We start from the raw sequence: 24,611 nt of genomic DNA, 5'->3' as shown, positions 1-24,611 counted from the left end.
GCTGTGATCGGGCACCGTGCGTGCAACCTCGCACGGGGTGGCGGAGCACGCACGGTGCGGTGCGGCCGGCGCGGCGGGCGCGGCCCGCGCACGCGCACGCGCAACGCCCGCGGCGAACCGAGGTCGCGCCTCCCGGCAGTTCTGACGTACGATGGAATCCCGTGGCGGACACTCTCAGCGGCGGTACCAATTCTTCGAACGCGACCCCGAAGGTGACGAAGCAGATCTTCGTGACCGGCGGGGTCGTCTCGTCTCTCGGCAAGGGGCTGACGGCGGCCAGCCTCGGCAACCTCCTGACGGCTCGCGGCCTCAAGGTCGTCATGCAGAAGCTCGACCCGTACCTCAACGTGGACCCGGGCACCATGAACCCGTTCCAGCACGGCGAGGTCTTCGTGACCGACGACGGTGCGGAGACGGACCTCGACATCGGGCACTACGAGCGCTTCCTCGACATCAACCTGTCGCAGGCCGCGAACGTCACGACCGGGCAGGTCTACTCGACGGTGATCGCGAAGGAGCGTCGGGGTGAGTACCTCGGCGACACCGTGCAGGTCATCCCGCACATCACCGACGAGATCAAGCGGCGGATGCGTGAGCAGGCGCAGAACGACCCGCAGCCCGACGTCATCATCACCGAGGTCGGCGGCACCGTCGGCGACATCGAGTCCCAGCCGTTCATCGAGTCCGCGCGGCAGGTGCGCCACGAACTCGGCCGCAACAACGTGTTCTTCGTGCACGTGTCGCTCGTGCCGTTCATGAACGCCTCGGGTGAGCAGAAGACGAAGCCGACGCAGCACTCGGTGGCCGCGCTCCGCTCGATCGGCATCCAGCCGGACGCGCTGGTCCTCCGCAGCGACCGTCCGGTGTCGGACGCGAACAAGCGCAAGATCGCGCTCATGTGCGACGTCGACGAGGACGCGGTGGTGAACGCGGTGGACGTGCCGTCGATCTACGACCTCCCGACGCTGCTCAACAACCAGGGGCTCGACCAGGTCATCGTCGACGCGCTGAAGCTCGAGGCCGGTCCGGTCGACTGGACCGCGTGGACCCCCGTGCTCCGTGCCGTGCACGAGCCGAAGAAGGACGTCACGATCGCCCTGGTCGGCAAGTACATCGACCTGCCGGACGCGTACCTGTCCGTCACCGAGGCGCTCCGTGCCGGCGGGTTCGCGCACGACGCGAAGGTCACGCTGAAGTGGGTCGTGTCCGACGACTGCACCACGCCCGAGGGCGCCGCGAAGCAGCTCGGCGACGTCGACGGCATCTGCGTCCCCGGTGGGTTCGGCGTCCGTGGCATCGAGGGCAAGCTCGGCGCGCTGAAGTTCGCACGTGAGCAGGGCATCCCGACGCTCGGTCTGTGCCTCGGCCTGCAGTGCATGGTCATCGAGTACGCCCGGCACGAGGTCGGCCTCACCGACGCGTCGAGCACCGAGTTCGACCCGGAGACCTCGACGCCGGTCATCGCGACCATGGCGGAGCAGGTGGACATCATCGCGGGCGGCGACCTGGGCGGCACCATGCGCCTCGGCCTCTACCCGGCGACGTTCACCGAGGGGTCGCTCGCGGCGTCGCTGTACGGCGCTCCCGAGGCCTCCGAGCGCCACCGTCACCGCTACGAGGTGAACAACAAGTACCGCGAGCAGATCGCGGACGCCGGTCTGGTGTTCTCGGGCACGTCGCCCGACGGCACGCTGGTCGAGTACGTCGAGCTGCCGCGCGAGGTGCACCCGTTCTACATCGCCACGCAGGCGCACCCCGAGCTGCGCTCGCGCCCGACGGACGCGCACCCGCTGTTCGCGGGGCTCGTCGGTGCCGCGATCGAGCGGCACGAGGCGTCGAGCCTCTTCGACCCGCAGGAAGAGGAGCAGGTCGCGTAAGCGCAGCACAGCCACGATCAGACGGGAGGCGCGGTGCCAGCTGGCACCGCGCCTCCCGTCTGCCGTGTCGTCGCGTCGGAGGCGCGTGCCAGGATGGGCGCGTGACTGACGCACCCATCGCTGACGAACCCGCCTCGTTCGAGGTCACCGACTCCACCGTCGTCTACGAGGGCGCCGTCTGGGACGTGCGCCGCGACAGCATCGCGTACCACGACGACACGATGGTGCGGGAGTACATCGACCACACCGGCGCCGTCGCGGTCTACGCCGAGGACGACGAGGGGCGCGTCCTCGTCATCCAGCAGTACCGGCACCCGGTGCGCATGCGCGACTGGGAGCTCCCGGCCGGCCTGCTCGACATGGCCGGCGAGGACCACCTCACCGCGGCACAGCGCGAGCTGGCGGAGGAGGCCGACCTCGAGGCCGACCACTGGGAACCGCTCGTGACGTACAACACGTCCTCCGGCGGCAGCGACGAGTTCCTGCAGATCTACCGCGCCCGAGGGGTGCGCGCGACCGCGACGGCGTTCGACCGCGAAGCTGAAGAGGCCGACATCGTGAAGCGGTGGGTGCCCCGGGCCGAGCTGGTGGCGGCGATCCTCGACGGTCGGCTGCACAACTCCGGGCTCGTCGTGGCCGTGCTCGCGGTGGACGCGGTCGAACGGCGCGCGCGATGAGCCTCGCGGCGCTCGTCGACGGGGGCCGGTGGACCAACGACCCCGTCGCGGCGGAGTTCGACGGCGACGTCCTGCGCGTGACCGCCGTCGAGGGCAGCGACGCCTGGCGGACGACCTCGTACGGGTTCGTCCACGACTCCGAGCACGCGCTGCTCCGGCCGTTCGACGGGGCGTTCTCGGTCGAGGTGTCGTTCGTGCTCGACTACACGGAGCAGTTCGACCAGGCGGGGGTGTTCCTGCGGGTGGACGACCGGAACTGGATCAAGGCCGGCGTCGAGTTCGCCGACGGGACGCCGCAGGTCGGCGCCGTCGTCACACGTGACTGGTCCGACTGGTCGGTCGCTCCGGTCGCGGAGTGGACGGGGCGGACCGTCACCGTGCGGGCCAGCCGCGACGGCGACGCCGTGACGATCCGGGCGTGGGCGGACGACGAGCCACCGCGGCTCGTGCGGGTGGCGTACCTCGATCCCGGGGCCGACGTCTCGGCGGGGTTGCTGTGCGCGGCACCGTCACGCGCGGGCCTCACCGTGACCTTCACCGGGTTCCGCCTGGGTGAGCCGGACGGTTCGCTGCACTGACGCTCCTCGAGCGGCGCTAGCCTCGTGGAGTGATCCCGTTCGAGCGTGCCACGGAGACGTACCTGCGGCACATCGCGATCGAACGGGGCCTCTCGCAGCACACGCTGTCGGCCTACCGGCGGGACCTGCTGACGTTCGCGTCGTGGCTCGCGACGGCTCCGGTCGTGGAGTCGGAGGGTGCCGACCGCGCCGGGGGACCTGCGGTGCTCGACGACGTCGGGAGGATCGCGCGTGCGGACCTCGCGGGGTTCGTGGAGCACCTCGCGACCCGGCCGTCCGGACCCCTCGCGCCGAGGTCGGTCGCGCGGATGCTCAGCTCCGTGCGGTCGTTCACCGCGTTCGCCGCCGGCGAGGGGTGGCTCCAGCTCGACCCCGGCGCGTCCGTGCGGCCGCCGAAGGCCCCGATGCGGCTGCCGAAGGCGATCTCCGTGCACGACATGGAGCGGCTGCTCCAGGCTGCGAGCCCCGTCGGTGCGACCGACGCCCCCGGCGCGTCCGGCGGCCCCGCCGACGATCTCGTGGGGCTGCGGGACCGCGCGCTGCTCGAACTGCTCTACGCCACCGGGGCACGGATCTCGGAGGCGGTCGGGCTGTCGGTCGACGACGTCACGACGCTGTCCGACGGCTCCGGGCCCGCGGCCGACGACGGGCTCTCGGTCGTGAAGGTCACCGGCAAGGGGAACAAGCAGCGCGTGGTGCCGCTCGGGAGCTTCGCCCGGGCGGCGATCGACGCGTACCTCGTGCGGGCGCGGCCGGTGTTCGCGGCGCGGGGGGCGTCGACGCCGGCGCTGTTCCTCGGTGCCCGGGGCGCGCGGCTGTCACGGCAGAGTGCGTGGCTCGTGATCCAGGCGGCGGCGGAGCGTGCGGAGCTCTCCGAGCACGTGTCGCCGCACACGTTCCGGCACTCGTTCGCGACGCACCTGCTCGAGGGGGGAGCTGACGTGCGGGTCGTGCAGGAGCTGCTCGGGCACGCGAGCGTGGCGACGACGCAGATCTACACGATGGTGACGGCGGACATGCTCCGCGACGTCTACCAGACGGCGCACCCGCGGGCGAGGCGGTAGCGCGGGCGGGCCCGGCGGGAGCGCGGCGCGCTTTCTCAGCCTGGCGCGCGGCGCGGGCGCGTCTCGTGAGCACAAATGGTCGGGTTGCCTGCGCGGACCCGACCATTCGTGCTCACGATGGCCCGAGGGAACGCACGAGCGTGCGTCAGCCCGCTCAGAACACGTGGAACTGCGCGGAGGCTGCCACGGCGGCCGTCGCCACCGCGAGGACCAGGGCGCTCGCCGAAGCACTCCGCGCCAGCACCCGCCAGCCCCCGGTCGCCCCGGGCCGCACGACGCCGAGCAGCCCCGACACCATCGCGGCCGCACTGCAGACGCCCCAGGGGTTGAGCAGTACGGACGCCACCGCGAGCAGCACCGCCAACGTGGAGAACGCACTGAAGCGGTGCACGCCCGAGCCTCCGGACGCCCAGGCACTGGTCCGCACCGAGGCGGTGTGCACCGAGAACGACGGACCCACCGGGGCGACGACCACCGGCACGATCGGCTCGGTCCGGCTCGGCAGCACGCGCGTCGCCGCTCCCCAGGCGCGCCCGTCCCACCAGCGCAGGCGGCTCGCGTCCTGCGGGTCGGGGAACCAGCCGGCGGCCGGCAGCGTCACGGGGTGCTCCTCGGGGTGCGGGGGAAGGTGCACACCGACGGTACTGGAGTGCGGGAACCGGCCACAGTCCCAGCCCGGGTGTCGGCAGGAAGGGGGACCAGTCGCGGAGAACTGATCCCGGGTCAGGCCGGGACGGCCGCCGCGTCCACCTCGCGCATGACGTCCTTCACGGCGGCGAGCAGCCGCGCGTTGAAGTCCACGCCGAGCTGGTTCGGCACCGTGACGAGCACGGTGTCGGCAGCACGCACCGCCTGGTCCGCCGCGAGCTCGGCGACCAGTTGCTCGGGCGACCCGATGTAGGACCGGCCGAACCGGGCGAGCCCACCGTCGAGGTGCCCGACCTGGTCCTGCCCCTCGACCTGTGCCCGGACGCCGAAGTAGTGCCGCGACTCGTCGTCGATGATCGGGATGATGCTGCGGCTCACGCTGACCCGCGGGGTCCGCTCCCAGCCCATCTCGCTCCAGGTCGACCGGAACCGTGCGATCTGCTCCGCCTGCAGTTCGTCGAACGGCACCCCGGTGTCCTCGGTGAGCAGGGTCGACGACATGAGGTTCATGCCCTGCTCGGCCGTCCACTCGGCGGTCGCACGGGTGCCGGCGCCCCACCAGATGCGGTCGCCGAGGCCCTCGGACAGCGGGGAGATCGCGAGCGACCCGACCGATCCGGTCATCTGGGGATTCGCGTTCGCCATCGGCTCGCCGGCGATCGCGCGCCGGAACACGTCGGTGTGGGAGCGCGCCAGGTCGCCGCCGTTCGTGTCGGTCGCGTCGGGCACGTACCCGAACTGCTGGTAACCGGCGAGGGCGGTCTCGGGTGAGCCACGGGAGACGCCGAGCTGCAGTCGGCCACCCGAGATGAGGTCGGTGGCGGCGGCCTCCTCGGCCATGTAGAGCGGGTTCTCGTAGCGCATGTCGACGACGCCGGTGCCGATCTCGATGCGGCTGGTGCGGGCGGCGATCGCGGAGAGCAGCGGGAACGGCGCCGCCTGCTGCGGCGCGAAGTGGTGGACGCGGAAGTAGGCGCCGTCGACCCCGGCCTCCTCGGCGGCCACCGCGAGGTCGATCGCCTGCACGAGGGCCTCGCGGCCGCTGCGCACCTTCGACCCCGGCACGTCGCGCCAGTGTCCGAACGACAGGAACCCGATCTTCGTCATGTCGATACAAACGCATCCGACGGCACGGTCATTCCGGGCCGACTACGGTGACCAGCATGGACGACCCCCGTCAGGCACTGGTCGCGGAGCGGGCGCGAGGCGAGCGGCTCCTCGCGGACGTCGAGCGGAGCATGCGGGACGTCAGCGACGCCCGGCAGGACGCCAACTCCGACGACGAGCACGATCCGGAGGGCGCGACCCTCGCCTGGGAGCGCGGCTCGCTCGGCGCCGTGCGGGACGACGCCCGCGGGCGGATCCGGTTGGTGGACGCCGCACTCGCCCGGCTCGACGCCGGGAGCTACGGCCGCTGCGCGGTCGGCGGGGAACCGATCCCCCAGGCGCGCCTCGCCGCCGTCCCGTGGGCCGCGACGTGCGTCGCGCACGCGTGACGCGCCTCCTGGCCCGCATCGCCTGACAGGAGGCGCGGGTCGGCCTGGCCCGCATCGCCTGACGGGAGGCGCGGGTCGGCCCCGGTCCGCGCCTCCGGCCGCCGCAGGGCGGTGGCGTCCACCGCCCCGGCAGGCCGCCGCGGATGCACCGCACGCCCACCGCCTGCGCCGCGGATTCCCAGCCGCGCGCCCTACATTGCCGCACATGGAAGGCGACCCGAACCACCGGACAGACGCGGTCGAACGCGCCGAGACGCCGCACCGGCGGTTCCAGTGGTTCCACGACCTGCGCGCCTGGATCCACGCACGTCCGCACCTGCACCTCGTCTACAAGGTGCTCGTCGGGATCGTCGGCGGTCTGGTCGTCGTGATCGGCCTGATCCTCGTGCCGCTGCCCGGTCCCGGGTGGCTCGTGGTGTTCATCGGGCTGACGATCCTCGCGAGCGAGTTCCACTTCTTCCACCGGATCATCACGTGGCTCCGGGCGCTGCTGCACCGCTTCTGGGACTGGGCGAAGGCGCGCGGTCCCCGGTGGCTGCGGAACGCTGCGGACCGCGGCAAGGCAGACGTCGACGCGGCGCACACGGGTGCTGCCCGCACGGTCGGGGTCCGCGGGCGCGGGGCGAAGCGGGCGCGACCCGGGCACTGACCCCGTCGCGGTCGGACGGCAGTCGGAGTCCGGCAGTCGGAGTCCGGCGGACGACGTTCGGCGGTCGGCGGTCGGCGTTCGGCGTTCGGGGAGCGACCTAGTCGGCCGGGGACACCCGGACCGAGCCGGTGCAGGTGCGCTCGAGGACCTCGGCGGCCTGCTCCTCGACGACGGCGGCGTCCCGCGACACGAGCTGCAGCACGAGGGCGACGGCCGCGGCGAGGACGATGAAGGCGCCGTACCCGGCGATGACCGGCACGAGACCGACGGCGGGTTCGAGCAGTCCGCCCACGACGGCGGGCACCCCGAACGCCAGGTAGCTGACGACGTAGATCGTGGAGAGCAACCCCGCACGGTGCGTCGGTGCCGCGGTGGCGAGCAGCATCCGGAGCGGCGCCTGGAACCCGGCGCCGAAGCCGACGCCGGCGATCGCGCTCCCGACGACGAGCCCGGGCAGCGAGTGCGCGAACACGAACGCCACGGTCACGACCGGTCCCAGGACGAGTGCGACGAGGCCGACCAGGACGGCACGGCGGGCGTCCATCCGCTGCGTCGCGAGCCCGGTCAGCGCGCCGACGCCCGTGACGACGGCGATGAGCGCGCCGGCGGCGAAGTGGTTCGTGATGCCGAACACCGCGCCGAGTGCCGACGGGACGAGCGAGAGGAACATCCCGCCGAGGGCCCAGCTCGCGATGAGGGACCCGGCGACGCTGCGGAAGAGTCGGCGCGAGGCACGCGGCACGCTGATCCGGGGCGCCAGGGAGCGGAGGGCGCCCGGTCGTCGGGTGACCCGCTCCGGGACCACGACGAGTGCGATCACCATGAGGACGAGCAACGCGCCGAAGAGCACGTAGACCAGCTGCTCCGGCGCGGGGCCCCACTGCATGAGGGCGCCGCTCGACATGGCGCCGGTGGCGAGTGCGATCGGCGGGATCACGCCGTTCAGCACGCCGGCGAGCGACGGGTGGCGCTCGAGCGAGTTGTCGATCAACGCCGCACCGAGCGCACCGATGAGCAGGCCGACCGAGACGCCCTGCACGATGCGGTCGACGACGAGGGCGCCGACGCCGTCCGCGATCGCGAAGAGCCCGAGCGACAGGGCCACCCCGAGGCCACCGACGACCAGCACGGGCTTCCGGCCGACGTGGTCCGACAGGCGACCGGCGACGAGCAGGCTCGCCAGGAGCCCCGCGACGTAGATGGCGAACACCCCGGTGAGCATGAGCGGGGTGAGGTGCCACTCGGCGGCGTAGACGGGGTAGATGGGCGACGGGACCGCCGACGAGGCGACGGACACGAGGAGCATCGCCGCGAGGATCCAGAACCCCGCGACCGACCGAGCTGACTGCGCCATGAGCGCCCCTTCCGAATCAAGTACGAGTGCATTCGTACAGCAGTCCGCTGTACGACGCAACTCGTACTGCGAGGGGAACGGTGGTAGCGTCCCGTCCATGCCCGCGACCGTGGATGCTCCCGAACGCCTGCCACAGCCGACCGTGGCCGAGATGGACCTGCCGGTCGTGATGGACGCCCTGAGCGACCCGATCCGGCTCGCCATCCTGCACCGCTACCTGGTCGACGCCGCCGGCGGCATCCGCAGCTGCGGATGGGTCGGGATCGACCGGCCGAAGTCGACGCTCACCCACCACTTCCGCGTCCTGCGCGAGGCCGGACTCCTCGAGCAGCACCAGGAGGGACTCACGCGGTCGAGCCGGGTCCGCGTCGAGGACGTCGAGCGGCGCTTCCCCGGGCTCCTCGACCTCGTGTTCGCGTGGGAGGTCCCGGCGGCCCTCATGCGCGAGGACGTCCCGGCGTGAGCGCCGTGCACACGCTCCCGACGATCGTCCCCGAGGCGGACGTCACCGATGCCCTCCGCCGTGACCTGACCGACGCCGGGTTCACCGTCGAACGGGTGGACGCCCTCTGGGGGACCGAGGCCGCCGCGTCGCTCCACCGCGGATCGCGCGTCGCAGCGCTCCGGGCACTGCGCGCGCGCCCGACGACCCCGCTCACGACGCTCGCCACGCTCTTCGTGCTCGGACTCCCGGTGTCGCGGGTCGACGCCGACGCGGCGTTCCCGACCGCCGGGACCTCCGCCGTCGCGTCGGCCGGGCTGGTCCGCACCGAGGCCGACACCGTCCACCCCGCGGTGGACCTGCGGCCGTACGCCTTCGTCGACGACCTCGGCGCCGGCAGCTGGTGGATCGTCTCCGACCTCGGCGAACTCGCGCTCGGGACGGCCCTCGGCGAGGAACACGTCCTCGGCATCGGCGGTGCCACGACGACGCTGTCCGGCCTGCAGGTCCCCGCGCCCGTCCGGCGCGTGCTCGACCTCGGCACCGGGTGCGGCATCCAGGCGATGCACGCCCGACGCTTCGCCGCCGAGGTCGTCGCCACCGACATCTCGCACCGGGCCCTCGACATCGCCCGGTTCAACGCGATGCTCAACGGCATCGACGGCATCGAGTTCCGCTCCGGGTCGCTGTTCGAACCGGTCGCGGGGGAGCGCTTCGACCGGATCGTCTCGAACCCGCCGTTCGTCATCACGCCCCGCAGCGAGGGCGTCCCCGCCTACGAGTACCGCGACGGCGGCATGGTCGGCGACGCGCTCGTCGAGACGGTCCTCACGGGGCTCGGCGACCACCTCGAACCCGGCGGGACCGCGCAGCTGCTCGGCAACTGGGAGTACCACTGGGGCACGGACGGCCTCGACCGCGTGCGCTCCTGGTTCGAACGCGCCGACACCGACGGGCGCGGGCTCGACGCGTGGGTCGTCGAGCGGGAGCGGCAGGACCCCGCCGCCTACGCCGAGACCTGGATCCGCGACGGCGGCACGAAGCCCGGATCGTCCGAGTTCGACCGGCTCGTCGGCGCCTGGCTCGACGACTTCGCCGCCCGCCGGGTGACCGGCGTCGGTTTCGGCTACGTCGTGGTGCGCCGCCCCGGGCCGGGAGGCGCGGTGCACCTCCGCCGCTTCGAGCGCGTCCCCGAGACGCTCGGGTCCAACCCCGCGGGCCTCGGTGCGACGGTCGCCCGGGTCCTCGACGCGGCGGCGTGGCTGGCCGCGCACGACGACCAGGCCCTCGCCACCGCGCACCTCGCGGTCGCCGGCGACGTCACCGAGGAACGGTTCTACTGGCCGGGCAACGACGACCCGACCGTGATGACGCTCGTGCAGGGTGGTGGACTCGGTCGCCGGGTCGACGCCGACACCGCGCTCGCCGCGTTCGTCGGTGCGTGCGACGGCGAGCTGTCGGTGGCGGCGATCATCGGCGCCCTCGCGCAGATCACCGGGGTGGACGAGCAGGCGCTCGCCGCCGATCTGCTGCCGGCGGCGCGCGACCTGGTGCTCGACGGGCTGCTCGTCCCGGCGGGCTGACGCCCGGGCCCGGGCCCGGGCCCGGGGCCGTGGCCGGTCCGGCCGTGCTCAGGCGCGGTGGTCGCGCCAGCTGTGCTCGGGTGCGTAGCCGAGGAGCTCGCGGGCCTTGTCGGACGAGAGCAGCGAGCTGACGCCGTCGATGTCCGCGCGGCGCTCGATGTCCGGCACGTACCGCTCGACGAGTTCGATCGTCGGCGTGTCCATGACCGTGTCCGGGCTCGCGATCACGAACGCCTCGAAGCCGGTGAGCTCGGCCTCGAGTGCCTTCCGCACCGCCTGGGCGCCGTCACGGGAGTCGATGTAGGACCAGAGGTTGAACGTCTTCGCCTCGGGGGTGGCGTCCCAGGGGAACGCCGGGTAGTCGGTCTCGTCCATCACGTTCGAGAACCGCAGGCCGATCATCTTGAGCTCCGGGTCCCAGCGGGTGAAGTGCCGGGCCATCTCCTCCTCGACGGCCTTGCCGAGCGAGTACGAGGACTGCGGGCGCACCTGGAACTCCTCGTCGACGGGCAGGTAGGGCGGGTGGTGCTCGCCCATCGGGATGCCGAGCAGGGTCTCGCTCGACGCCCAGACGACGTTCTTCACCCGGGCCTGGCGCGCGGCGTGGAAGACGTTGATCGACGACGTCACGTTGTTCGTGATGAGGGCGACGTCCGGCACCTGACCCGGGGCCGGGACGGCAGCGAGGTGCACCACCGCGTCGACGTGGTCGTACCGGTCGTCGATGCCGAGCAGGACGTTCAGCACCTGGCCGTGGTCGGTGAGGTCGGTGCGGACGAACTGCACCCGCTCGGGCTTGTCGGGGGAGGGCACGCGGTCGACCAGGACCACGTCGTACCCGTGCTCGTCGAGGTCGCGGACCACCGCTCGCCCGAGCTTCCCACTGCCGCCGGTCACCACTACACGCGTCATCGCGTCACTCCACATCGTCGTCGGGAGCCCTTCCGGGCACCGCCCATCCTGCCCGGCTCGGCCTGGGGCGACCAGGCCCTGTCCGTACCCCGTTGCGGTGGACCCGGGCGGTGCGGCGTCAGACGGTGCGGGTGACCTGGGCGGTGGCCAGCCGGGCGACGAGCTCGACGTGCTCGGCCATGTCCCGGGTCGGGTCGAAGAGCCACTGGATCTGCATGCCGTCCGACACGGCGAGCAGCACGCTCGTCAGTTCCTCGACGTCGACGTCGTCCCGCAGTCGCCCGTCCTGCTGCATGGCCCGGAAGTCGGCGGACAGGTTCTGCCGGCTCCGGTCGTAGCGCTCGCGGAAGTACTCGTGCGCGGGGTGCTCCGGGTCGGTCGCGGCCGCGGCGGACAGGTTCACGAACATCTGCACGAGCCCCGGGACCTCGGCGTTGTGCCGGACGATCGCGGCGAGGAGGGTCGCCGGGTCGGATGCGTCCCAGTCGTGTGCGAGGTCGATCTCGTCGCGCCGTCGCAGGATCTCGACCCAGAGGTCGTCCTTCGAGTCGAAGTAGTGCAGCAGTCCGGCCTGGGTGAGCCCGACGGCGTCGGCGATGTCCTTGATGCTCGTCCGCCGGAAGCCCTGCGACGCGACGAGGTCCAGCGCGACCGTGAGGATCTCCTCGCGCTTCGCGATGCCCTTTGCGTACGAACCCCGTCGTGCCATGGCCAGACTGTACCGCTCGTGTGTGTCCGCATAAAACCAACCGATAGTCGGTTTTGGGTGGTACGGTGCGGTAGCTGCCAGTGCGGGCGGCGAACCCGGTGGACGGTGGGTGTGGGCGACGGAGCCCCGGCCGTCCGAGCGGCGCCCGCGGCTTCCCGAACGAGAGGACCGACCACCGTGACCACCGTGACCGACGCGAGCACCGCCTCCAGTCCGACCAGCCCGCTGACCGAGCGCATCGACGCGCTGGTCGACCAGCTGACCACCGCGGAGAAGGTGCAGCTCCTGACGGGGCGTGACTTCTGGACCACCTGGCCGATCGAGAAGATCGGCCTGCGCCGCATCCTCATGTCGGACGGCCCCTCGGGTGTCCGCGGCGAGGTCTGGGACGAGCGCGACCCGTCGCTGAACCTGCCGTCGGCGACCGCCCTGAGCGCGTCGTGGGACCGCGCGATCGCGAAGCGCTACGGCGCCGCGGCGGCCGTCGAGGCCCGTCGCAAGGGCGTCGACGTCGTGCTCGGCCCGACCATCAACCTGCACCGCTCACCGCTCGGCGGCCGACACTTCGAGGCGTTCAGCGAGGACCCGGTGCTGACCGGCGACCTCGCCGCGTCCTACGTCGACGGCGTGCAGGAGAACGGCGTCGCCGCCACCCCGAAGCACTACATCGCGAACGACTACGAGACCGACCGCTTCACCGCGTCGACCGAGGTGTCCGACCGTGCCCTCCGCGAGCTGTACCTGCTCGCGTTCGAGAAGGCCGTGACCGAGGCGCACGCCTGGGCGGTCATGTCGTCCTACAACGCGATCAACGGCGTCACGGCGTCCGAGAACGACCTGCTCGAGACGCCACTGAACTCCGAGTGGGGCTTCGACGGCATCGTCGTGTCCGACTGGACCGGCGTCCGCTCGGTCGACTCGGCGAAGGCGTCCCAGGACGTCGCGATGCCCGGCCCGAACCCGTGGTGGAGCGAGGGTCCCCTGCTCGCCGCCGTGCAGGACGGTTCGGTGCCCGAGGCCGCGATCGACCGCAAGGTCCGCCGTATCCTGACCCTGGCCGCCCGCGTCGGCGCACTCGAGGGCTTCGAGCCCGTCGCCGCCGCGCCCGTGCACGTGGAGGACGGCGTCGCGTTCGTCCGCGAAGCCGAGGCCGAGGGCACCGTGCTCGTCCGCAACACCGGGATCCTGCCGCTCGACGCCCCCGCCGTCTCCCGCATCGCGGTGATCGGCCACAACGCCGACCAGGCCCGCACCCAGGGCGGTGGCTCGGCCACGGTCGTGCCGTCGCAGGTCGTCTCGCCGCTCGACGGCATCCGCTCGGCGTTCCCGGGTGCAACGGTCGACTACGCCATCGGCGCGGTCGTGCAGGAGGGCATCGCGGAGTTCCCGCTGTCCACCATCACGAACCCGGGCACCGGCGAGCCCGGCGCACGCGTCGCCTTCGTCAAGGACGGCGAGGAGCTGTACGTCGAGGACCGTCGTGCCACGGCGCTGTTCTGGTTCGGCGGCGACGCCCCGACGCGCGAGGCCGACCGGCTCGACATCACCACGACCTACACCGCACCCTCGACCGGGACCGTCCGGATCGGCATCGGCGCGGCCGGACACTCCCGCATGTGGATCGACGGGTCGCTCGTCCTCGACGAGTTCGTCGGGTTCGAGGGCGACCAGCTCGGCGCCGCGTTCCTCAACCCGCCGGCGCGGTCGGTGCCGGTGTCGGTGACGGCCGGCCAGGACGTCGCGATCCGCATCGAGTACGACGTCGTCCAGGACGAGACCCTCGGCGGCGTGCTGGCCTACCAGTTCGGCACCGAGCCGAGCGACGAGGACCCGTCGGTGCTCATCGAGGCAGCCGTCGCGGCCGCCACCGGCGCGGACGTCGCGGTCGTCGTGGTCGGCACCAACTCGAAGGTCGAGTCCGAGGGCTACGACCGCTCGTCGCTCGCACTCCCGGGGCACCAGGACGACCTCGTCCGCGCGGTCGCCGCGGCGAACCCGAACACGGTGGTCGTCGTGAACGCCGGTTCGCCGGTCGAGATGCCGTGGCGGGACGACGTCGCCGCGGTCCTGCTCACCTGGTTCGGTGGTCAGGAGTACGGCAACGCGCTCGCCGACGTCCTCACGGGCGCCGCGGAGCCCGGCGGTCGTCTGCCCACCACCTGGCCGGCCGCGATGGCGGACGTGCCCGTGCTCGACGTCACCCCGGCGCACGGCAAGGTGTCCTACGACGAGGGCGTGCACATCGGCTACCGCGCGTGGCTCCGTGCCGGGACCACCCCCGCGTACCCCTTCGGCCACGGCCTCGGCTACACGACCTGGACGATCGACGGTGTCTCCGCGACGCCGACCGTGCGCGAGGGCGACGCCGTCATCGTGACGGCGACGGTCGCGAACACGGGCGACCGTGCCGGCAAGCACGTCGTGCAGGTGTACGCGTCGCGGGAGTCCTCGGCCGTCGACCGTCCGGTCCGCTGGCTCGTCGGGTTCGCACCCGTGCGACTCGGTGCGGGCGAGTCGACCGAGGTCTCGATCGAGGTCCCGGCCCGGGCGTTCGCGCACTGGGACGGCGCCTGGGCCTACGAACCGGGCGCGTTCACCCTGCACGTCGGCGCATCCGTCGCAGCCGAATCCGGCACCGTGACCCTCGAACTGGCGTGATTTCGTCCGGTTTCCGCGCGGAACCAAGCTGCGTTCAGTAACATCGTCCTGCGCCTGACGGCTGGTTACCGTCGACGCGCGCACCGCGAAGGGATCGCCACGTGTGCGACACGGCCTCCTGATCCGGCCGATGGAGCCCTGGCGGTCCTGGTGCGTCCAGAATGCGTCCCCGCGTCCGCGCGGGGGCGCATTCGTTCGTTCACGGGGTGCGGTGTCGCGCCGCAACCGGTTGCTTCGTCCAGTCTGGGAAAAAGGTGTGACCGAACGTCAACTTTCGGGGCCACGAACCGCAATCCGGTGTGACAAACCGGCGGGTAGGTGAAACGATGGGTCCACCATCCCGTACGGATCAGGGACGAGATGGTCATCCGGCAGGGGCTCCCGGGGAGCCTCACCAACCCCTGGTGCGAGCCCCGCCGGATGCCCTTGCTCTCAGTGGTCGCGGACGGCCGGCGCGATCTCCTCCGCGACGATGCGCAGGATCCGCTCGTGGGACGCCGCGTCGCCGTTCGCCGGCAGGGTGATGACGAGTTCGTCGGTCGCCCGCACGGCCGGGTCGGCCAGCAGGGCGTCGACGATGGCGGACGGCTCGCCGGAGACGACCGTGCTGAAGCGGAACGGCGGGTTCCCGGAGAGCGGTCGCCCCTCGTCGTCCATGCCGCTCGCGTAGCCGGTGAGGAACTCCTCGTGCACGGCCCGGTCGTGCTCGTCGAGCAGCGGCACGACGATCCGCCCGACGGCGACCTTCGGGGTGCGGTCCGGGTGGAGCTCGGCGAACCGCGCGCGGTACGCCTGGATCTGGTCCGCCTGCGCCTCGGCGAACGGTGCGCCGGTGTCCTCGGTGTTGAGCGTCGAGCAGTGCAGGAGCAGGCCCTTCTCGGCCGTCCTGACCGCGGTGCCCATGCTGCCGCCGCCCCACCAGACACGATCGCGGAGCGCGGGACTGAGGGGCTGCAGGGTCAGGTCGGCGCCGGCGGGGATGCTCTCGTAGCCCTTCCCCGCGCTGCCGAGCGGCTCGCCCTGCAGCACCTCGAGCAGCCGCGCCGCGCGGGCCTCGGCCTCGTCGCGGAAGCTGCGGTCGGAGCCGCCGAACACCGGGTCGAGGATGGGGCCGTACCCGGCGATCCCGGTCGAGATGCCGAGCTGCACGCGGCCCCCGCTCAGCAGGTCGACCGTGCTCGCGTCCTCGGCGAGTCGGATCGGGTCCTCGTAGCGCATGCCGAGGACCGCGGTGCCGAAGCCGATGGTCGAGGTGCGCTGCGCGGCCGCTGCGAAGAAGGTCATCGGACTGGTCAGGAACGGTTCGAAGTGCCGACCGCGGACCCAGCCGGTGCCGTAGCCGAGCGCCTCGGCGGTCTCGAACAGCCGCAGGCCGTCCTCGAGGGCGGCAGCCGCGCCGGCCGTGCCGCCGTGGTTCGGGACGAAGGAGAGGAAGCCGAGTTCGCGCATGGCGCGAGTGTATGCGAACGCATCCACAGACGGCCGGGAGGCGCGGGTCGGGCCCGCACCGCGCCTCCCGGCCGGTGGACCCGCACCTGGGAGGATGGATGCATGACCGACGTCACCACCCAGCCCCCGCTCGTCGCCGCCCTGCCGGCGGCGGTCGACGGTGTCGTCGATCCGGACGCCGTCTACGAGGCGTTCGCGGCCTGGGCCGCCGAGGGCGGTCGCCCGCTCTACCCGGCGCAGGACGAGGCGGTCATCGAACTCGTGTCGGGTGCCAACGTCGTCCTGTCGACCCCCACCGGCACCGGCAAGTCGCTCGTCGCCGCCGGGGCGCACTTCGCCGCCCTCGCCGAGGGCAAGCGGAGCTACTACACGGCGCCGATCAAGGCCCTCGTCTCCGAGAAGTTCTTCCAGCTCGTCGACCTGTTCGGCGCCCAGAACGTCGGCATGGTCACGGGCGACTCGAGCGTCAACGCGGACGCCCCGATCGTGTGCTGCACGGCGGAGATCCTCGCGAACCTCGCGCTGCGGCAGGGCCCGGACGCCGACGTCGACGTGGTCGTGATGGACGAGTTCCACTACTACGGCGACCCCGACCGCGGGTGGGCCTGGCAGGTGCCGCTGCTCGTGCTCGAGCGCGCGCAGTTCCTGCTCATGTCGGCGACGCTCGGCGACGTCACCACGATCGCCGACGACCTCTCGCGCCGGACCGGCCGCCCCACCGCGCGGGTCACCGGCGTCTCGCGGCCGGTCCCGCTGACGTACGAGTACGTGATGACGCCCGTGCAGGAGACCGTCGAACGGCTGCTGGAGGAGGGCAAGGCGCCGATCTACATCGTGCACTTCGCCCAGGCGGCCGCGCTCGAACGGGCGCAGGCGCTCATGTCGGCGCGCGTCGCGTCACGCGAACGCCGCGATGCGATCGCGGACGCGATCGCTGGCTTCCGGTTCAGCGCGGGGTTCGGGCAGACCCTGTCGCGACTCATCCGAGCGGGCATCGGCGTCCACCACGCGGGCATGCTGCCGAAGTACCGACGACTCGTCGAGCAGCTCGCCCAGCGCGGGCTCCTGCCGGTCATCTGCGGCACCGACACCCTCGGTGTCGGCATCAACGTGCCGATCCGCTCGGTGCTGCTCACCGGACTGACGAAGTTCGACGGCACGAAGATGCGCCAGCTGTCCGCCCGCGAGTTCCACCAGATCGCCGGACGTGCCGGCCGGGCCGGGTACGACACCGAGGGCGACGTCGTCGCCGAGGCGCCGGAACACGACATCGAGAACGCCCGCGCCGTCGCCAAGGCCGGTGACGACCCGAAGAAGAAGAACAAGATCAAGCGCAAGAAGGCGCCGGACGGCTTCGTGTCGTGGGGACAGGCGTCCTTCGAGCGGCTCATCGCGGCCGAGCCGGAGCCCATGGCGTCCAGGATGCGGATCACGCACGCGATGGTGCTCTCGGTCGTCGCACGCGGCGGCTCGGCGTTCGAGTCCGTCCGGTCGCTCGTCTTCGACAACCACGAGCCCCGGTCGCGGCAGCTCGCGATGGCACGGCGGGCACTGACGATCGCGCGGACGCTCATCAACGCCCGGGTCATCGAGAAGGTCGACGGCCAGTACCGGTTGACCGTCGACATCGCACCGAACTTCGCGCTGAACCAGCCGCTCTCACCGTTCGCACTCGCCGCGTTCGAGCTGCTCGACCCCGAGTCGCCGAGCTACGCGCTCGACATGGTGTCGATCGTCGAGTCCACCCTCGACGATCCGCGGGCGATCCTCGCGCAGCAGCAGTTCAAGGAGCGTGGCGAAGCGGTCGCCCGCATGAAGCGGGAAGGCATCGAGTACGAGGAGCGGATGGAGCTGCTCGAGGAGGTCACCTGGCCTCGCCCGCTGTCCGAGCTGTTGGAGGCGGCGTACGAGGCGTACGCCGCCGAGCAGCCGTGGGTCCTCGACTTCGCGCTCTCGCCCAAGTCCGTCGTCCGCGACGTGTACGAGCGCGCGATGACGTTCGGCGACTTCGTGCGGTTCTACCAACTCACCCGCTCCGAGGGGCTCGTGCTCCGCTACCTGTCCGACGCCTACCGCACGATGCGGCAGACGATCACCGAGGAGCAGCGCACGCCCGAGCTGGACGACCTCATCGAGTGGCTCGGCGAGGTCGTCCGGCAGACCGACTCCTCGCTCGTCGACGAGTGGGAGGCGCTGATGAACGGGGACGTGGCGCTCGCCGAGGCGGAGCACGAGGAGATCGCGCCGCCGCAGCCCGCGCGCCTGACCGGCAACCCGCGCGCCTTCCGGGTGCTCGTGCGGAACGCGCTGTTCCAGCGCGTGCTGCTCGCAGCGGCCGACGACGTCGCCGGGCTCGCAGCGCTGGACGGCACCGCGGGCTTCGACGAGGACGCCTGGGACGCCGTGCTCGAGGAGTACTACGACCAGCACGACACGATCGGGATCGATGCCGACGCCCGGTCGATGCAGTACCTGGTGCTCGACGAGGCCGGGGCGACCGGGGTGTCCGGTTCGGCTGGCGCGTCGGGCTCGGCGCGCGTCTGGCGTGCGCGGCAGATCTTCGCCGACCCCGCGGGCGACAAGGACTTCGGGTTCTCCGCCACGATCGACCTCGACGCGTCGGACGCGGCGGGCGAGGCCGTGATCCGGGTGACCGAGATCGGGCGGTTCGACGGCTGGTCGGACGTGGACGTCGACTGATGCGCGTGGTGCGCTGATGGCGGTGGTGCGCGAGCTCGGCGGCTCGTCGGCCGACGGTGACGTCGCCGCGCTGCAGGACCTGCTCGAGTCGGTGCCGGACTACGCGTTGCGGATCACCGGGTACCCGCCGGGGCCGTCCGACGCGCTGAGTGCCCTGCTGTCGGTGCCGGACGGGTTCGATCCGGCGGGCAAGGCCGGCCTCGGGCTCTGGGAGGGGGAGCGGCTCGTGGCGTTCGCGGACGTGTTGCTCGGGTACCCGACGCCCGCTGTCGCGTACATCGGGCTGCTGGTCGTCCGAGGGGACGCGCACGGACGCGGGCTCGGACGGGCGATGCACGACGCGGTCATCGGCTTCGTGCGATCGGCGCCCGCCGCCGCACGGGTGGACCGCTTGCGCCTCGGGATCGTCGGGACGAACGCATCGGTGGCGGAGCCGTTCTGGTGGGCGCTCGGCTACCGGCCGACCGGTGAGACGAAGCCGTACCGCTACGACCACCTGGAGAGCACCGTCGCTCTGTGGGAACGCGCACTCTGACCTCCGGGTACGTTCGACCGCGACCCTGCGCCGACCGGTGTGCGGTCCAACCGAGAGGACCTGCCATGCGCATCGGATCGAGCATCGCCCTGATCGTCATCGGCGCCATCGTGGCGTTCGCCCTGAACATCCAGGTCGCCGGCGTGGACCTGCGATTGATCGGCTACATCCTGATGGCCGCCGGCGTCGTGCTGCTGGTCATCAGCCTCGCGGTGGCGTTCGGTGGACGCCGGACGACGACCACGACCCGGAGCGGGGTCGACCCGGCGTCGGGGGAGCAGATCACCCGCCAGGACCGGCGCGACGGGACGTACTGACCGGCGCTGTCGTGCGCGCCCGCTGTCGTGGGCGCCGGCCGACGCGCACGGGGGCTCGTCAGAACAGGGTCGCGGGTGGCGTCGCCTCGGGCAGCGCTGCCGGCTCGGTGACCGGGGCCCCGGGCCAGCCCGGCCCGTGCGGTACTTCGGTGCCCTGCTGGTAGGCGGTCGCCGCACCGCGGGCACGGACGTCCGCCGCCTCGTTCATCTCGTGCCCGACGTGCCCGCGGACCCACTCGAACGTGACCTTCCGGCCCTGCAGCTCGGCGTCGAGCTCCTTGATGATCTCGACGTTCAGCACGGGCTTGCCGTCGGCCTTGCGCCAGCCCTTCCGCTTCCAGCCCGCGAGCCACTCGGTGCACGCCTTGATCGCGTACTGGCTGTCGCACAGGATGTGCAGCGGCTCGCCGGTGTCCTTCGTCGCACGGAGCAGCTGGAGGACGGCGGTCAGCTCGCCCTGGTTGTTCGTGGCGTTCGGCCACCCTCCGGCCGCCCAGCGGTCGTCGTCGACGTACCAGGCCCAGCCGGCCGGGCCGGGGTTGCCGAGGGCTGAGCCGTCTGCTGCGGCGACGATCGTCACGGTGGGACCTCCTGGGGTGTGGCGAGTGCTGGTCAACCGTAACGGACCGCACGGACCTTCCCGGAGTCAGCGGTTGGCGGGGGAGATGTTGACGGTGGCGTCCTCGTTCAACCACTTGTCCCCGCGGAGCTCGAGGTAGGGGTTCATCCACTCGAACTGTTCGGGGGTGACGCCGAAGCGCTTCGACACCGTGGTGAGGTCGTCGCCGTGCGACACCATGTACCAGGTGGGCGTGCCGTCGACGTCCTTCACGTACCCGTACGCACCCGGGCGGGCCTTCCCGACGGTGACGCGCAGGTCCGGGTAGGGGTTCGGGATCTTCCACGCCAGCTTGCCGACCGCGAGCACGGAGCCGACCCACGGACGGTCCGCATCACTGCTGCCGTCGCCGGACGACATCGGCACCAGGACGGCGCTCGCCAGGTAGTCGGGCCGTGCGCCGGCGTCGAGCGTGTACGAGACGGGTGGTGTGGCCGCGTCCCACTGCAGGAACCCACGGGCGACCGCGTCGTAGCCGTCCTGGAACCCGGCGACGCGGTGGCGGAACTGGATCGACATCGGCTGCGGGTTCGTCGTCCGGTAGTCCGAGAGGTGCACCGTGAACACGCCGTCGGCATCTGCGGTGACGCGCACGTGGATCGACGTGTCCCCGGTCTTCGACACGACGTCGGTCTCGGCCGCGACCGTCCCGGCGGGGAGCACCTGTTCGGACGTCGGGGACGGCGAGGGAGCAGGCCGCTCGGTGTCGTCCGGTCCCTGCACGGCCAGTCGGGTCGGGGTCGGCACGGGGTCGGGTCCGCTGAACACCGAGCAGCCGGTCAGCACGATCGCCGCGACCGCCGAGACCAGCACCACCGCGGTGGCCCGTCCCTTCGTCACCGAACGTCGCATGATCCCCCTCGTCCCCGGCCGGCGTCGGATCACGCGCGGCCCGCTGGGATCGTAGCGTGGGCCCGGGGCGATCCCGGGGCTCGTGACCGGATCGGTACGGACGGTGACCGGGTGCGCCGATCGGACTGCCCGGTGCACCCGCTCGGGGTCCGGGGCCTACGGTCGGCGCCATGAGCGACAGCATCCCCGACGTCCCGGGCCCCGAGGACTCCGACGACCGAGCACGAACCGACGCGATGCGCGACCGGGTGCAGCACGAGGGCGCGGAGGGCACCGGGGAGCACCAGCAGCGGGCAGCCGACACCTCGTACAGCCCGTCCAGCGAACGGGAGACCCGGGCGGCGCAGACCGACCAGCGGGACGACGCCGAGCTCGAGGCCGACGGCATCGACCCGTCGAGGATCGTCGCCGCACCGGGGACCGGCGGCGCCGACGATGCAGGCGACGTCGAACCCGAGCCCGGCGACCTGCACCTGCCGTGGCAGTCGGAGGAGGACCGGCGGGGCTGAGGGTCCGGGGTACGGATCGCCCAGGCCGCCGGCGTAGCGTCCCGCGCATGCCGGTCCCGTGGATGGAGCGCACTGGTCGGACCCCGGGCGGGGTCGTCGGTGCGTGGTTCAACGTCGTCGTCTGCGCAGTGCTCGTCATCGGACTGCCGCTGAGCGTGCTGAGCCGTGGGCACGACCTCGCGCACATCGCCTTCGCGATCGTCCTGACGGCGATCGCGGTCACCCTGGAGGTCGTGTTCGTCCGGAACCTCCGGCAGCAGATCGAGCGGAGGCGGGGTCGGTGACCGGCGCGACCTGGTTCGGCATCGGTGCGGTCGTCGTGGCGCTGTGGGGTGTGACGATCGCGGTGTTCAACCGGTGGGCGCAGTCCATCGGTGGCGACGAGCTCGCGAACGGGAGGCCACTCACGCCGCGGTTCGTCCGGGTGATCGGCATCTTCCTCGCAGTCGTGGGGACCGGGATCGCCGTGATCGCCTTCAGTGGGCTGCTCCCGACCGGCTGAGCGCCTCAGGACACCGAGTCCGGGTGGGACCCCGTGCGCTGCCCCGACTCGAGCGACGCGATCGCCGCCAGGTCGTCGTCGGTCAGCACGAACCCGTCGACGTCGAGGTTCGACCGGATCCGCGACGGCGTCACCGACTTCGGCAGCACCACCACGTCCTGCTGCACGTTCCAGCGCACGAGCACCTGCGCGACGCTCACCCCGTGGGCGTCCGCGATGCCGGTGAGGACCGGCTCGTCGACGAGTCGCCCGCGGCCGAGCGGCGACCAGGCCTCGGTCACGATGCCGTGCTGTGCGTGGAAGGCCACCAGCTCGCGCTGCGGCAGCCATGGGTGCCGCTCGACCTGGTTCACCGCGGGGACCTCGCCGGTCTCGTCGATGATCCGCTCGAGGTGCGGCACCTGGAAGTTCGAGACGCCGACGCTCCGAGCGCGGCCAGACGCGCGCAGCTCGACGAGTGCGCGCCAGGTGTCGACGTAGCGGTCGTTCGCGGCGGCCGGCCAGTGGATCAGGTACAGGTCGACGGTGTCGAGCCCGAGCCGCTCGAGGCTCGCGTCGAACGCTCGCAGGGTCGCGTCGCGCCCCTGGTGGTCGTTCCACACCTTCGTCGTCACGAAGACGTCGTCACGGTCGAGCCCGGAGGCGCGGATCGCCTTCCCGACACCGGTCTCGTTGCCGTACATCTCGGCGGTGTCGACGTGCCGGTAGCCGGCGTCGAGCGCGAGACCGACGGCCGTCGCGGCCTCGGCGTCGTCGACCTTGTAGACGCCGAAGCCGACGGCGGGGATCGAGGTGCCGTCGCGGAGGGGGACTGAGGTGACCATGCACCCATCCTGCCGATCGTGGCGGGGATGCGCCGCGCCTCCAGGCCGGGCGTCGGTCGTGCGTCGTTCCTTCCCAGAACGGCTGCGATGGAGAGTGGGAACGGGCGTACCTGGTCGGGACTTCCGACCAGGTACGCCCGTTTCGACCAGGTACGCGGGCCCGGGGCACGCCGCGGCTACGTGGGGATGTTGACCGGCTCGGTGTCGGGGATGGGGCTCGCGTCGCGACCGCGCAGGTCGGGCAGCCAGCGCTTCGTGACCAGCGGGAGCACGACGCCCACCGCGGCCATCACCGCGCCGACCATCATCCCGCCGGTGGCGCCCTGGCTGTCGATGAGGAACCCGGCGACGGCGGACCCGCCCGCCGCGCCGATGAGCTGTCCGGTGCCCATCCACCCGTAGGCCTCGGCGGTGTCGGAGAACTTCACCGTCGCCGAGACCGAGCCGAACATGACCGCGAGGGCCGGGGCGATGCCGGCACCGGCGATGACGAGGGCGAGGCAGAGCCACCAGAAGTCCGTGCCACCGACGGCCAGGGCGAGGCCGACGAACACGATGGACATGCGCGTCCACAGGGTGTTGCGCGAGATCGGCAGGTGGCCGAGGGTCAGGCCGCCGATGAGCGACCCGACCGCGAACACCGCGAGGACGATGCCGGCGTTCGGGCTGCCCTCGCCGAAGACGCTCGTGACGCTCGCCTCGACCGCGGCACAGGCCCCGATCAGGAGGAGACCGGTGAGGGTGGCGACGACGACCGACGGCCGCCTCAGGACGACGCCGAACGCGCGCTTCGACCGTGGGATGCGGACGCGGCCGAGCTCGGGGGAGGCGATGAACCACGTGCCGCCCACCACGAGGAACACCATCGCGAGGACGATCGCCTCGATCGTGCCGATCTGCGTCGCGACGAACGTGGTGATGACCGGGCCGGCGACCCAGATGAGTTCCTGCGCGCTCGCGTCGAGGGAGAAGAGGGGTGTCAGCTGCGACGAGGTCACCATCTTCGGGTAGATGGTGCGCACCGCGGGCTGCACGGGCGGGACGGCGAGACCGCCCAGGAACCCCACGACCACGTAGGCCCACAGCGGCATGACGACGAACGCGATCACCCCCATGCTCACGAGCGCGACGAGGCTCGTCAGCACGAGCACCGGACGCATGCCCCAGCTGCCCATCCACCGGCTGGTGAGCGGTCCCGCGATCGCCTGGCCGACGCTCGTCGTCGCGAGCACGAGGCCGGCTGCGCCGTACGAGCCGAAGACGTGCTCGACGTGCAGCAGGTAGGCCAGCGACAGCATGCCGAACGGGAAGCGTGCGGTGAGCTGCGCGGCGATGACGCGACCGACGCCGGGCGTCTTGAGGAGGGGACCGTACGTGCTCACGCCACGAGTGTACGGACCGGACGGATCGCCCTGTCACCCGTCCGGGGGAGGTGGACGGCGGCGGCTCGCGGACGGGTTGTGGAGGGGTTGCTGCGACACGCCGAGCGAGTGCAGTGCACACCCGTGGAGAGATGTGTCCACAAGGTGTGGAGGAGTGTCGGTGGCCGGTGCCAGAGTGGCGGAATCACGGGCCTCTCCGAACTGTTCACACTGTGGAGGGCGTTGTGGAGAACTACACGGCTGTAACACTTTCTCTTGTGGTCGGTCCCGGTGTC

General features: G+C 72.0%; 25 protein-coding genes. 15 read left to right on the top strand and 10 right to left on the bottom strand.

Annotation, left to right across the window (positions count from 1 at the left end; translation table 11 throughout):
• Positions 1-161: 161 nt before the first annotated feature.
• The 4 genes from ACNQOV_RS02780 (at position 162) to ACNQOV_RS02765 (ending at position 4,196) form a co-directional block, all read left to right on the top strand.
• Entirely contained in the window at positions 162-1,877 is a 1,716-nt protein-coding gene (locus ACNQOV_RS02780; protein WP_031263262.1) for a CTP synthase, read from the top strand.
• 101 nt (positions 1,878-1,978) lie between these two features.
• A complete protein-coding gene (locus ACNQOV_RS02775) occupies positions 1,979-2,554 on the top strand; it encodes an NUDIX domain-containing protein (protein WP_416393295.1) in 576 nt (191 codons plus the stop codon).
• Positions 2,551-3,132, top strand: coding sequence for a DUF1349 domain-containing protein (locus ACNQOV_RS02770; RefSeq protein ID WP_416393293.1), 582 nt, complete (start codon positions 2,551-2,553; stop codon positions 3,130-3,132). The genes ACNQOV_RS02775 and ACNQOV_RS02770 overlap by 4 nt, the downstream gene beginning before the upstream one ends.
• A gap of 32 nt (positions 3,133-3,164) precedes the next feature.
• A complete protein-coding gene (locus ACNQOV_RS02765) occupies positions 3,165-4,196 on the top strand; it encodes a site-specific tyrosine recombinase XerD (RefSeq protein ID WP_416393306.1) in 1,032 nt (343 codons plus the stop codon).
• A gap of 154 nt (positions 4,197-4,350) precedes the next feature.
• On the opposite strand, the gene ACNQOV_RS02760 is transcribed toward ACNQOV_RS02765, so the two are convergent.
• Complete coding sequence (locus ACNQOV_RS02760) at positions 4,351-4,797, bottom strand: DUF2510 domain-containing protein (RefSeq protein ID WP_402269335.1); 447 nt, start codon at positions 4,795-4,797, stop codon at positions 4,351-4,353.
• A 122-nt stretch (positions 4,798-4,919) separates the two neighbouring features.
• Positions 4,920-5,951 (bottom strand): LLM class flavin-dependent oxidoreductase, encoded by a 1,032-nt coding sequence (locus ACNQOV_RS02755; protein WP_416393291.1) that lies wholly within the window; start codon positions 5,949-5,951, stop codon positions 4,920-4,922.
• Between the two features lie 56 nt (positions 5,952-6,007).
• Between ACNQOV_RS02755 and ACNQOV_RS02750 the strand changes: the two genes are divergently transcribed.
• A complete protein-coding gene (locus tag ACNQOV_RS02750; RefSeq protein ID WP_416393289.1) occupies positions 6,008-6,340 on the top strand; it encodes a TraR/DksA family transcriptional regulator in 333 nt (110 codons plus the stop codon).
• Positions 6,341-6,545: 205 nt separating this feature from the next.
• Entirely contained in the window at positions 6,546-6,989 is a 444-nt protein-coding gene (locus ACNQOV_RS02745; protein ID WP_416393288.1) for a TIGR02611 family protein, read from the top strand.
• Positions 6,990-7,086: 97 nt separating this feature from the next.
• Here the strand turns inward: ACNQOV_RS02745 and ACNQOV_RS02740 are convergent, their stop codons facing one another.
• Positions 7,087-8,343, bottom strand: a complete 1,257-nt coding sequence (locus ACNQOV_RS02740; protein ID WP_416393287.1) for an MFS transporter — start codon at positions 8,341-8,343, stop codon at positions 7,087-7,089.
• Positions 8,344-8,440: 97 nt separating this feature from the next.
• On the opposite strand from ACNQOV_RS02740, the gene ACNQOV_RS02735 reads away from it, so the two are divergent.
• Together ACNQOV_RS02735 and ACNQOV_RS02730 are read left to right on the top strand one after the other, a co-directional pair.
• The gene (locus ACNQOV_RS02735; protein WP_416393284.1) at positions 8,441-8,806 is read left to right on the top strand and encodes an ArsR/SmtB family transcription factor; all 366 of its coding nucleotides are present in this window, start codon (positions 8,441-8,443) and stop codon (positions 8,804-8,806) included.
• Positions 8,803-10,368 carry a methyltransferase gene (locus ACNQOV_RS02730; protein ID WP_416393282.1) on the top strand — a complete coding sequence of 522 codons (1,566 nt, stop codon included), beginning with the start codon at positions 8,803-8,805 and terminating at the stop codon, positions 10,366-10,368. Before ACNQOV_RS02735 ends, ACNQOV_RS02730 begins: the two co-directional genes overlap by 4 nt.
• A gap of 48 nt (positions 10,369-10,416) precedes the next feature.
• On the opposite strand, the gene ACNQOV_RS02725 is transcribed toward ACNQOV_RS02730, so the two are convergent.
• On the bottom strand, positions 10,417-11,280 hold the full coding sequence (locus ACNQOV_RS02725) for an NAD-dependent epimerase/dehydratase family protein (RefSeq protein WP_022908478.1): 864 nt from the start codon (positions 11,278-11,280) through the stop codon (positions 10,417-10,419).
• A 118-nt stretch (positions 11,281-11,398) separates the two neighbouring features.
• Positions 11,399-11,989, bottom strand: a complete 591-nt coding sequence (locus ACNQOV_RS02720; RefSeq protein ID WP_022908477.1) for a TetR/AcrR family transcriptional regulator — start codon at positions 11,987-11,989, stop codon at positions 11,399-11,401.
• 177 nt (positions 11,990-12,166) lie between these two features.
• Here ACNQOV_RS02720 and ACNQOV_RS02715 point away from each other — a divergent pair, with 177 nt between their 5' ends.
• On the top strand, positions 12,167-14,647 hold the full coding sequence (locus ACNQOV_RS02715; RefSeq protein ID WP_416393279.1) for a beta-glucosidase H: 2,481 nt from the start codon (positions 12,167-12,169) through the stop codon (positions 14,645-14,647).
• Between the two features lie 432 nt (positions 14,648-15,079).
• Here ACNQOV_RS02715 and ACNQOV_RS02710 read toward each other — a convergent pair whose 3' ends face one another.
• Entirely contained in the window at positions 15,080-16,096 is a 1,017-nt protein-coding gene (locus ACNQOV_RS02710) for an LLM class flavin-dependent oxidoreductase (protein WP_416393277.1), read from the bottom strand.
• A 102-nt stretch (positions 16,097-16,198) separates the two neighbouring features.
• On the opposite strand from ACNQOV_RS02710, the gene ACNQOV_RS02705 reads away from it, so the two are divergent.
• The 3 genes from ACNQOV_RS02705 (at position 16,199) to ACNQOV_RS02695 (ending at position 19,648) form a co-directional block, all read left to right on the top strand.
• Complete coding sequence (locus ACNQOV_RS02705) at positions 16,199-18,796, top strand: DEAD/DEAH box helicase (protein WP_416393275.1); 2,598 nt, start codon at positions 16,199-16,201, stop codon at positions 18,794-18,796.
• 16 nt (positions 18,797-18,812) lie between these two features.
• Positions 18,813-19,331 (top strand): GNAT family N-acetyltransferase, encoded by a 519-nt coding sequence (locus ACNQOV_RS02700; protein WP_416405893.1) that lies wholly within the window; start codon positions 18,813-18,815, stop codon positions 19,329-19,331.
• A gap of 65 nt (positions 19,332-19,396) precedes the next feature.
• The gene (locus ACNQOV_RS02695) at positions 19,397-19,648 is read left to right on the top strand and encodes a DUF6458 family protein (protein WP_022908472.1); all 252 of its coding nucleotides are present in this window, start codon (positions 19,397-19,399) and stop codon (positions 19,646-19,648) included.
• Positions 19,649-19,706: 58 nt separating this feature from the next.
• Here ACNQOV_RS02695 and ACNQOV_RS02690 read toward each other — a convergent pair whose 3' ends face one another.
• Positions 19,707-20,228, bottom strand: coding sequence for a ribonuclease H family protein (locus tag ACNQOV_RS02690; protein WP_402269353.1), 522 nt, complete (start codon positions 20,226-20,228; stop codon positions 19,707-19,709).
• 66 nt (positions 20,229-20,294) lie between these two features.
• Complete coding sequence (locus tag ACNQOV_RS02685; protein ID WP_416393273.1) at positions 20,295-21,119, bottom strand: hypothetical protein; 825 nt, start codon at positions 21,117-21,119, stop codon at positions 20,295-20,297.
• A gap of 170 nt (positions 21,120-21,289) precedes the next feature.
• Between ACNQOV_RS02685 and ACNQOV_RS02680 the strand changes: the two genes are divergently transcribed.
• The 3 genes from ACNQOV_RS02680 to ACNQOV_RS02670 are packed head-to-tail and all read left to right on the top strand — an operon-like array spanning position 21,290 to position 22,130.
• Positions 21,290-21,628: a hypothetical protein gene (locus tag ACNQOV_RS02680; protein WP_416393272.1), complete on the top strand. Its 339-nt coding sequence runs from the start codon at positions 21,290-21,292 to the stop codon at positions 21,626-21,628.
• 47 nt (positions 21,629-21,675) lie between these two features.
• Complete coding sequence (locus ACNQOV_RS02675) at positions 21,676-21,912, top strand: hypothetical protein (protein ID WP_416393271.1); 237 nt, start codon at positions 21,676-21,678, stop codon at positions 21,910-21,912.
• Complete coding sequence (locus tag ACNQOV_RS02670) at positions 21,909-22,130, top strand: hypothetical protein (RefSeq protein WP_416393270.1); 222 nt, start codon at positions 21,909-21,911, stop codon at positions 22,128-22,130. Before ACNQOV_RS02675 ends, ACNQOV_RS02670 begins: the two co-directional genes overlap by 4 nt.
• Before the next feature lie 5 nt (positions 22,131-22,135).
• Here ACNQOV_RS02670 and ACNQOV_RS02665 read toward each other — a convergent pair whose 3' ends face one another.
• Both ACNQOV_RS02665 and ACNQOV_RS02660 read right to left on the bottom strand, forming a co-directional pair.
• Complete coding sequence (locus ACNQOV_RS02665; RefSeq protein ID WP_416393268.1) at positions 22,136-22,954, bottom strand: aldo/keto reductase; 819 nt, start codon at positions 22,952-22,954, stop codon at positions 22,136-22,138.
• A 176-nt stretch (positions 22,955-23,130) separates the two neighbouring features.
• A complete protein-coding gene (locus ACNQOV_RS02660) occupies positions 23,131-24,336 on the bottom strand; it encodes an MFS transporter (protein WP_416393267.1) in 1,206 nt (401 codons plus the stop codon).
• Positions 24,337-24,611: the final 275 nt, after the last annotated feature.

Origin of the sequence: Curtobacterium sp. LFS084, assembly GCF_047977705.1 — a bacterium.
GTDB lineage: Bacteria > Actinomycetota > Actinomycetes > Actinomycetales > Microbacteriaceae > Curtobacterium.
This window is presented reverse-complemented; position numbering and strand designations above follow the sequence as displayed.